The following is a 9,961-nucleotide window of genomic DNA, read 5'->3' on the forward strand; positions in this document are numbered from 1 at the left end:
CAGCCTTAGTCGCAACTTTAGCCAGTTTACCGAATTTTTAACCTCCCATGCTAATGAGGTCCGTTGCCAGCCATGCCGCTGCTTCCAAACGACTAGCTTTCTCACCAGTAATAGGATCAGTACCAGTAATTACACGGTAAATATCATTAACATAGAAGAACTCACCTGCTATGCCTGCGGCATTCTTAAGAACCTTCTTCCAATCCACATTTTTAAGGAATTTGACACCTGAATCAACCCATCGTTTGGCTGTCTTACATACGTGTGTATACATGGAGCTCAGAGCAGCTCCCCAGTTTTTAAAGAGGTTTTGAGCTTCTCTTGTTTTAGCCTTCCCTTTGGAACCTGTAGCCCTGCTATACTCATTTCTGATGTTTTGCTGGCGACGTTGTTCGACGCGTACTTGCTCTCTTGCTCGGTCACGTTGTGCCTGCGCCTGCTCATAACTGGTTGGTTTGATGATTGGGGTATTGCTGTACACCTTCGGTGTATAGACGTATGAGTAGTTTCCTGTTTGTTTCTGACGGATTTGATGGGCTTTGTGTTGAGGTGTGCTCGGTGCGTAAAGCGTGCCATCATCTGGGTTAATCAGAGGTCTTGGACTATTATAGACCTTGCCACCAAATCGGTCATCAAACATGGCATGCGGTGAGCGGATATGCCCACTCGGGTCGGTGTAGTTGGCTGGGTTGTTCTGCACATAGGCATAGAGGTTTTGGCTGAGCGGGTCTGTTTGGCTACCTGGATAGGTGTCAGCCGTCAGGAAGGTGCCTGCTTGACTATCGTAGTATCGTGCACGAAGGTAGTCCAGACCTGTCACATCCCGTGCCTCACCATTGTAGGCAAATGGGTTGCCTGTGGTGTCTGTGGTCTGCTTGGTTGCTCCGTAGAGGGCATAGCTTGAACTTGCGACCGCCTGTCCATTCTGAGTCAGACCTGTCACAGAGCCAGACTGGCTGGTCAGGTAGTGATAGCTGTCGCCAGTGCTCTCGTTAGTATAGGTAGCTCTGCCATTGCCATAGACATAGGTCTCCCGTTTCTGGAGCTGGTCGTCATAGGTTTGCAGGACTTGGGTGTGCTGCTGATTGACATCGTTGACGTAGTTTCGGGTCTCGTAATAGTTGTAGGTGTCTTCCTTGGTCGTGTAAGGAATGAGGACATCCTGCACCTGACTCCTGTAGAGCACCTCGTCTTCACCCGGTAGGTTGTCCTCGCTCGGCGGATTGACCACAAGCCCTTCTTCCGTTGCTCGGTCCTTGGCTACCTTCTGATGGTAGGCAGTTGAGACGGTATCGAAAGTCTCGATCCAGTCATAGCCCTCGCTAGTCGTGAAGCTCGAGAAGAACTGGACGACATTCTGCGTGAAGCCATACCAGAAGAGACTGTTGGCTTCGCCATCTGGCGCAGTATACGGAGACTTGCGCTTCTTATCCGCTGGCTTGCGTTTGAAGAGCTGGTAGGTGTTGGTCGCTTGGGTCCTGCTGGCAGTGAAGACACGGTTATCATCCCCATCATAGAGAGCCGCGAAAAGCAGACCTTCCTTATCCTTGACCGCCAAGAGACGATTTTCCGTGTCATAGATATAGTCCAGCTTGGCATCACCAGCACCAGACGATGTGCGGTTGCCATTCTTATCATAGGTGTAGGTGATGGTCTTGTCGCCAGACTTCATTTCAAGCAGACGGTTCTCGGCATCATAGCTAAACTCTGTCTTGCTTTCCTTACCGTCCACCGTCTCCGTGCTGGTCAGCTTGTTTCCCGCATGGTCGTAAGTGTAGCTAAACTGACTTAGTTCCTTGCCATCTTTACCTAAAACAGTCATCTGGACGATTTGCCCTAGACTGTCGTAGGTGTAAGTTTGGACCAGAGTTTCCCCATCCTGCGTGATGGTTTCCTTGGCGATGTAGTTGCCATCGTCGTACTCGTAGGCATAGCTGGAAATCAGCTTGCCTTTCTTGTCACGATGAACAATCTCTGTCACACGATGGGCTGCGTCGTAGGTCAGAGCGCTTGTCGTGCCGTCTCCACGCTCAATCTTGGTCATATCACCAGCCTTATCATAGGCGTAGGTGGTCACCTTGCCGTCACGGTCGGTCACCTTGGTCAGACGATCGAGCTCGTCATAGCTATAGGCTACCTCGCTACCATCTGGATAGACCATCTTGGTGATATTGCCATAGTCGTCGTAGGTGTAGGTAATCAGACTGCCATCACCTTGGCGGACACCGGTCAATTCACCCTCTTCATTATAAGCGTAGCGGGTCTGCCCCGTCAAGTCACTCATCGCCACTCTACGACCATCCGCATCATAGCTGTAGAGGACCTGACCTTCTGACTCGGCAGAAGTCTTCTTGGTCAGCAGTTGGTCCAGCTTGTTGTAGTCGTAGCTAATGGTCTGACCATCAGCCTTGGTAATCTTGGCTAGTTGGTTATTGACATCGTAGGTGTAGGTCTCGCTGTCTCCCAGCGCATTCATCTTTTCGACGACATTTCCTAGCTGGTCATAGCTATACTTCGTCACTTGACCATTACCATTGGTGATGGAGGTGAGATTGCCCACGCTATCATAGGTGTAGCTGCTGGTTGATGCTTCATCTCCACTTCCCTTGGTGGCGGTCAGCAGTTGGTCTTCTTGGTCGTAGGTGTAGCTAGAAAGACGCTTGCTTCCTGAGAGAACACTGGTCAGATTGCCATTGCCATCATAGGTGAGACTACTGCTTGCGCCTGTAGGACTGGATACCTTGATTAGGCGGTTATCCTTGTCATAACTATAGAGACTGGTCTGACCTGCGGTATTGGTCTCGGCTGTCAGACGATTGCCTGCGGCGTAGGTCCGCTTGGTCACCTGACCAAGTGGGTTGACTTCCTCTAGGAGATTGCCATTCGGGTCATAGGCATAGGTTGTCTCCCGCTTACCATTGATGACTCGCTTGGTCACTTGCCCTACAGGATCATAGCTCAGCTCTGTCTCACGGCCTGTCGGACTGGTGATCGTTTTAAGCTGGTCCAGCTTCGTATAGGACAGGCTGGTCTTAGCACCGCTTGGACTGGTGATGTTGGTCAGATTGCCCATCTCATCGTAGGCATAGGTCTTTTCTAGATCCAGAGCATTCTTCTCCGCCAAGAGGCGACCGGCAACATCGTAGGTGTAGCTAGTCGCTCGATCCGACTGGTCTACTTCCTTGATAAGATTACCAGCTACATTGTAGGTATAGGTCTTGGACAAGCCTTGTGGCGCCGTCTGTTTCTCCAGACGCCCAAGAGCATCATAACTATAGCTGAAAGTCGCTTGATTTGGAAGAGTTCGACTGGTCGCACGCCCGTAGAGGTCATTGACATAGCTTGTCACATCCCCACTCGGGTCTGTCTCTGTCGAGAGACTACCAGTTTGGTCATAGGTATAGCTTGTCTTACCGCCAGTTGGCTTGGTTAGGCTAAGTAGACGGTTGAGACTATCGTAGGTATAGCTAGTGGTATTTCCCTCGCCTGTTGTTTCAGACAGACGATTGCCCACTGCGTCGTAGGTGTAGGTCTGGCTGGCACCTGTAGGAGCCACCGTCTCCAGTAAGCGACCGAGTGGGTCGTATTTCAAGACAGTTTCCTGTCCCTTTGGATCTTTGTACAGAACCAGGCGTTCATTAGCATCATATCCGTAGATAGATTGGTGTCCGTTGGCATCTGTGACACTTGCGACATTCCCCAGCACATCGTACTCGTAGTTGGTCTCATGCCCCTCAGGGTCCGTTTCTGTCACGACACGGTTGAGTTGGTCATAATTGTAGCTGGTTTCACGTCCAAGATGGTCTACCTTCTTCTGTAAATTTCCATTTTCATCATAATGGTAGCTGGTCTCATGTCCTTCTACATCCGTCTTAGTCGCTAGATTACCTGATAAATCATAGGTGTAGCTTTCACTACTTCCATCTGCATAAGTGACCTTGGTCAACTGATTGTAGCTGTCATAGGTCATGCTTGTGGTCTGACCAAGGCTGTTGGTTGTCGTCAGGCGATTGCCTGCAGCGTCATAGGTGTAGCTTTCATTTAGAGATTGATTATCCTTCGTAGCTATCAGACGATTGGCAGCATCATAGCTATACTCAGTAATGAGACCGCTAGACTGCGTCTGCTTAATGAGGCGATTAAGAGCATCGTATTCATTGACAATACTACTACCATCTGCCTGGATAACTTCTTTAACCCGAGCTGTTGGTGTATAGCTCAGCTGAGTTGCATGACCATTTGGATTGGTCACTTGGGTCAAGTAGCCAAGTTCATTATACTGGTAGCTTGTTTTTCCACCTAGAGCATCAATTTCCTCACGAAGTTGCTCCATTTGGTTGTAGCTAAAGTGAGTTGTATGACCAAGTGCATCGGTGACTTGACCAACTTGGTTTTGCCCTGTATAGAGTGTGCTGGCAGTATTTCCTGCCGCATCGGTCAAGCTGATTTGATTTCCGTTCGCATCATAGGTCATCGTGGTTATTTAACCAAGAGCATTTGTCGTACTGCTCAAACGACCAGCGGCAGTATAGTCATACTGAGTGGATATGCCCTTGGCATCTGTCTGCTCGAGAACATTTCCCATGCTATCATATCGGTAGGAAACACTCGTCTTATCTGGATAGATGACCTTGGTCACATTACCAAGTGCATCGTAGCTATAGCTGGTCGTACGTTCATCCAGGCTTTCGGTCAGTTTATTCCCTAGCGCATCGTAGGTATAGCTAACCGTGCGGCCTGCTTGGTCTTGGTAACTAAGACGACGGCCTAAAGCATCGTAAGTGCTGGTCGTACTCGTACCAATTGGGTAGGTGACTTGAGTCACATTCCCTGCCTTGTCATAGCTATAGCTGGTCACCTGCCCTAAAGCATCTGTAATGCTTGCGATTTGGTTGACTGTCTCATCATAGGTATATGATGTTGTCTGACCAGCTTCATTGGTCCGTTCCAAGACACGACCAATTGCGTCACGTTTGTAATGCACCGTTTGTCCGGCAGCATCCGTCTCTGTCAGAAGACGACCTCTGCTATCATAACTGTAGCTCGTCGTACGACCTTCGGCATCTGTCAAACGAAGGAGGTTCCCAACACCATCATACTCGTAGCTATACTGACCACCTTCGCCATTACTTGCCGCAATCTTGCGTCCAAAGGCATCGTAAGTAAAGCTGCTAGTATTCCCATTTCCTTCGGTCACTGCAATCACTTGCCCTGCTGGGTCAAATGTCTGACTTGTACCGACACCATCCGCATCTTTTTCACTTAGTTTACGACCTTCGGCATCATAGGTCATCGTTGTCACACCACCACGAGGGTTAGTGATGGAGGTAACTTGATTATGAGCGTTATAGGTAAGAGTGGTCACTCCGCCAGCTGCATTGGTCACTTTGACCAAATTAGCCCCATCATAGGATAGCTGGACTGTGTTTCCTAGAGCATCGGTGGTTGAAAGAATGCGTCCTTGCTCATCAACTGTGTGGGTAATGCTAGTACCATCTGCCAAACTTGTAGAAAGAAGGTTTCCTTTCGCATCATAAGTATGGCTAGTAGTCTGTCCTGCAAAATCTGTTACAGAAAGGAGATGGTTGTTTTGGTCATAAGTAGATGTTTTGACCGCTCCGTCAAAACGAGTTTCCGTGAGAATATTTCCCTGACTATCGTGAGTGTAGCTAGTCGTTTGACCCAATTCATTGGTCTCACCCACTAAGCGGTTATTATCGTCATAAGCCTTACGAATACTGCTTCCATCAGGATAAGTAATGGCTGTTGTACGATAATGTTTGTCATAGGTATAAGTCGTCACTTGACCATTAGCATCTGTCGTTACTGTCTGTCCATCACTATAGGAAAGAGTGGAGACTGCTCCTGTTCCGTCGGTCTGCTGGATGACACGATGCTGTTCATCATAGACATTCTCGATAATCTTGGTCCCATTGGCATCATACCAAGGTATCATTCGTCCTTGTTCGTCATAGTCGTAACGTGTCTTAGCTCCTGCTGCGTCCGTGTAAGAAATAAGATTTCCCGCTTCATCATAGTCATAAGCTAGTGTCGAACCGTTCGGTAACTGGATTGCTCCGATATAGCCTGAATCATTTTGGATCACACCATATACAAGACCTGTCGGTGATGTAATCTTAGTCAGTTGAGCCTGTTCGTTATAGGAAAGGCTAGTTTTATTCCCTTTTTCATCTGTTTGACTGGTCAAAAGCCCATGGAAATTGAAGATTTTTTCCTGCTGATTGCTATCGGTAATGTGATATTCCTTGACAGCGTAGTCCTCTTCGCCATTGCCAAAATCAGCTTTTTTAGTCTCTATTTCCTTTACCGTCAAGGTTAGATCATAGCCCTCTGGCGCCTTATAGGTATCACCTGCTTTGATAAAGGTCAAAATAGAACCATCTGTACGGATATAGTTAATATTGCCCTCGTCATCAAGTGAAAGTTGTTCGTTAAAGGCAAAAGACCATCCTCGACCAAATAGACTATTGATACCTGCTGCTTTGGAGTTATAATTGCGGACAATCGCAAAGTCTCCACCTAGGTCTGAGATAGATACGTCTGTTCGTTCTAAGTAAAAATTACCTGTATTAAGATTTATCGGTTCAAAACCAAATTCACAGTGTAAGCCACGTCCCATCAACAGCATATCCACGTCTGCTTTGACCTTATCAGTCAGAGCAGGTGGGTTATAAGGCTTGTTCGCATTTTTACTTGGATTGCGGATAAAGAGAGTGTTGTTTTTGACCAGAAGCATATCTTGAATCCGGTTGTCAAAGGCAATCTGTTTTAGCGGTACGCCATAGTAGCTGGCTATCTTAGGAAGAGTATCATATTGAGTTACCTTGTAAATGATGAAAGAGTCACTACTCTTCTTCCCACTCATTTGACCATCTTTCTGGCTTTCCGCATCGATAGTGTAGAGCGTATTTAATTCCGGCTCTGTAAACGGCACGAGCGTTTGCCAGTTAGACAATTTATCTTTGTATTGTGTCGTTCCTTTTTCAAATGCTGAAATAAAGGAAGCCGTGTCAGGGTATTTGTATGAAAAGCTGGCTGTACTCTGACCAGTATAATTCTTAGCAGGGTCACTGAGCTGGTAGCCAACCTGTGCAGCAGGGCTAGTCAGACCATCCGCAAAAACTCCTTGGAATTGGAGTTTACCAGACTTATCTGTCTTCACCATTGTCCGGAGATTGATAGTCGTATCACCGATAGCATAATTGATATCTACTGGATCTGGGACGGACCAATTAATCGTAATACTTGGCGCTTTTTCAGGAGTAAAGCCAATTTGACCAGCATTGGAGGCTGTGGCTTCAGTCGTATAAAAGGCACCGCCATCTGCTCCCTCATCTGTTGCAGCGACAACTAAACCATAGTTTGGATAGATTCCTTGCACCCAGCCGTTGACCGCATCACGAATATCAAAGTTGTGCATCCCAACCTTTTTCTCGGAAATGGCATTTTCACCTGCAATTTCTCGACCTAGATTGACGGATGAATTCCAAGTCACCGTATTGATATTAAAATCTTCTGTTAAACGATAGGCAGCAAACTGTGTTCCCTGATTTCCAGGAGCAGTGTACTCATAGAGATTGAGTGTTGCGCTATCAATTTTAGCTTCTGAAGGAATATTTTGCTTAAAGTCATAGTTGACCTTAAAATACATACGACTCCGACCGATGTCCTTAACGTCTGCGACTCCTTCCATTCCTATGGATTCGACCGTCATATATCCAATATAACCATAAGCATATCCCTGATATTGACCGTGGACCGAACTCGTTACAGAATCTAGTATATTTTCTCGTGGGACAGTAATGGTTGGATCGATACGAACAGGATATTGACGTGCCTTATCTGCCAACCATTCTTTCCCTGCGACGACAGTGATATGGTAGTGTCCATCTTTTTCAGCCAGTTCCAATTTTATATCTTGACTGGTTTCTCCTGCAGCATCCACCATAAGAGGAGCATTTAAGACAAAAAGTATTTCTTTTTTGCCTTTTTGGCGAACCAAGATTTGATTGGTTTCAAGACTTACATCATAATTTCCTGCCTCTAGAACGTAGGTAAAACGGTTCTTTTCTTCCCATTTACTCAGAACGATTTCTTCTTTAACACCGTTTGACTGTACTGTATATTGGACATCTGTCGCACCGTCAACGTTATTATAAAGGATAGCATTGTCCTCTACAGTCGCATGTTCGTAGGTTTTATCCAAAGGATAGAGCGATATTTTATCTTCCTAACTGATAACATCAATCGGTGTGGTCTCGGTCACCTTAGCGGGAAGCACTACATCAACAGGTGATTCTTTCGGTAGATAATAATGCGTGCCATCCGCATGATAGGAATACAGATCAAGGTCAATCGGAACTTCCCGCCCCTCGTGGTCAATATAGGTCTTAGCCTGGCTACCAATATAGGTCACAAAGCGTGTCTCGTCTACCTTGTAAAGTTGTTCTTGACCACTTTCGAGAACTGGTTCTCCATACTGCGCCCGTAAAGCTGCCTCTTCTGCATTTTGCCCTTCTTCAGTGATTTTAGGCTGCTGAATGGCATCTCCGCCATCAGTGGCACTTGCTGCGGTTGTCTGGTCGGAGTTTGATGCATTGGTTGTATTTGCATTATCACCACCGACAGTCGACTCACGCGCTTCCTCCACTGCTTCTTCATAATAAGCCTGACTTTGCGAAGTTTCAACAATTTCTTGAATTTCCTGCGCATAGACCAGGGGACTATTGGCCAATAAAATAGTTGAAAGCATCAGCCAACTAACAATTTTTCTTCTCTTTTTCATATATATCATCCTAATTATTTTTCAAGTAAATAATACACTGTCCCTAAAATAACAATCATATCTGCAAGCCCCAACAAGATATCTGATATGGCAGACCATATCAATCCTATGCTGGCTGCTATAAGAATTCCCAGTAAGACAATGGCAATTATTCTTCGGAAGTCCCCCTTCTTCCAAGAAAAATTACTATCTTTATAAAAGCAGTAAAGGTTAAAGATGACCGTTACTTTGATAAATGTCTGAAATAGGCTCGTCACTAACCAGATGGCATTCTTTACTTCTTGATAGCCAAATGAAGTGTAATCATAGATTAGCTGCCCTAATCCTCCAAGCAGCAAGCCTCCAATCATGCTAACTGCTAACGCTAGACCAACAACTTTCGCTACTCGTTGCTCCTGATTGAACTGCCTTAGAAACCAAATGGCTAATTTTCCAATAAAAAATAATCCAATCCCAAACAAGGAAAGTCCTACCAGCCCTAGCCACAAAAGGACCGGAGCATTTTCAGACCAGGGTTTCAATAGACCGACTCCCATCAATTTTTGCCCTATACCCATAAAAATATATCCAATCGCAAACTCAAAAAATTTTCTATTCTCTTTAAAAATAACCATGTTAGCTTCCTCCTTTTCTGACGGCATGAACTACAAACCGTCTCTCATTTCCTGCCACGTCACAAGTAGATAAAATCAATAACTTATCCCGAGTAACATCAAAATCAAACGAGCGATAGAATCCACCATATTCATTTGCCTTGGCTTCTAACAGAGAGACATATGACTCCACCTGCTTCGTATCGCCTAGTCCAAAGGTGTGATACAGGTGATCATCAGTAAAGGAATATGCTGCAACAATCTGGTATAGAAAGTCTTTCCCGTCTTTGGTAATCGTTACTGTCTGGATTGATTCAAATGTAGAAGGCTCCGCTAAATAGTCTAGGCTACCAAACATGGAATCATCACGCATGGCATGTCCATAGATGATCGTCACAGGATCCTCAAAACTAGTCTGATTTACCTTTTCAGTAAAAACATACTAAGATTAGTAGTGAGGAAATCTCCGACGGGAGAAAGTACTCACTACTTTTTCTTTATGTTAAAGTAGAGGTGTCTTGTTAAGTCGAGGGTGCTTTTGACGCTAGACGTCGCAATAAAA

General features: G+C 45.9%; 5 protein-coding genes. All 5 read right to left on the bottom strand.

The window, feature by feature from the left end; all coding sequences use genetic code 11:
* Nucleotides 1-37: 37 nt before the first annotated feature.
* From K5Q29_RS10735 to K5Q29_RS06810, 5 genes are read right to left on the bottom strand one after another with little or no spacing between them, the layout of a single operon-like run.
* Entirely contained in the window at nucleotides 38-4,474 is a 4,437-nt protein-coding gene (locus tag K5Q29_RS10735) for an RHS repeat-associated core domain-containing protein (RefSeq protein ID WP_260619129.1), read from the bottom strand.
* A gap of 9 nt (nucleotides 4,475-4,483) precedes the next feature.
* Nucleotides 4,484-8,227 carry a DNRLRE domain-containing protein gene (locus K5Q29_RS10740; RefSeq protein ID WP_260619130.1) on the bottom strand — a complete coding sequence of 1,248 codons (3,744 nt, stop codon included), beginning with the start codon at nucleotides 8,225-8,227 and terminating at the stop codon, nucleotides 4,484-4,486.
* Between the two features lie 24 nt (nucleotides 8,228-8,251).
* A complete protein-coding gene (locus K5Q29_RS10745) occupies nucleotides 8,252-8,806 on the bottom strand; it encodes a hypothetical protein (RefSeq protein WP_239515198.1) in 555 nt (184 codons plus the stop codon).
* Between the two features lie 14 nt (nucleotides 8,807-8,820).
* Nucleotides 8,821-9,420 (bottom strand): hypothetical protein, encoded by a 600-nt coding sequence (locus tag K5Q29_RS06805; protein WP_105138810.1) that lies wholly within the window; start codon nucleotides 9,418-9,420, stop codon nucleotides 8,821-8,823.
* Between the two features lies 1 nt (nucleotide 9,421).
* Entirely contained in the window at nucleotides 9,422-9,796 is a 375-nt protein-coding gene (locus tag K5Q29_RS06810; protein WP_105138811.1) for a class B sortase, read from the bottom strand.
* Nucleotides 9,797-9,961 lie beyond the last annotated feature (165 nt).

It is taken from the genome of Streptococcus sp. 2018037 (assembly GCF_019754195.1).
GTDB classification, from domain to species: Bacteria; Bacillota; Bacilli; order Lactobacillales; family Streptococcaceae; genus Streptococcus; species Streptococcus hashimotonensis.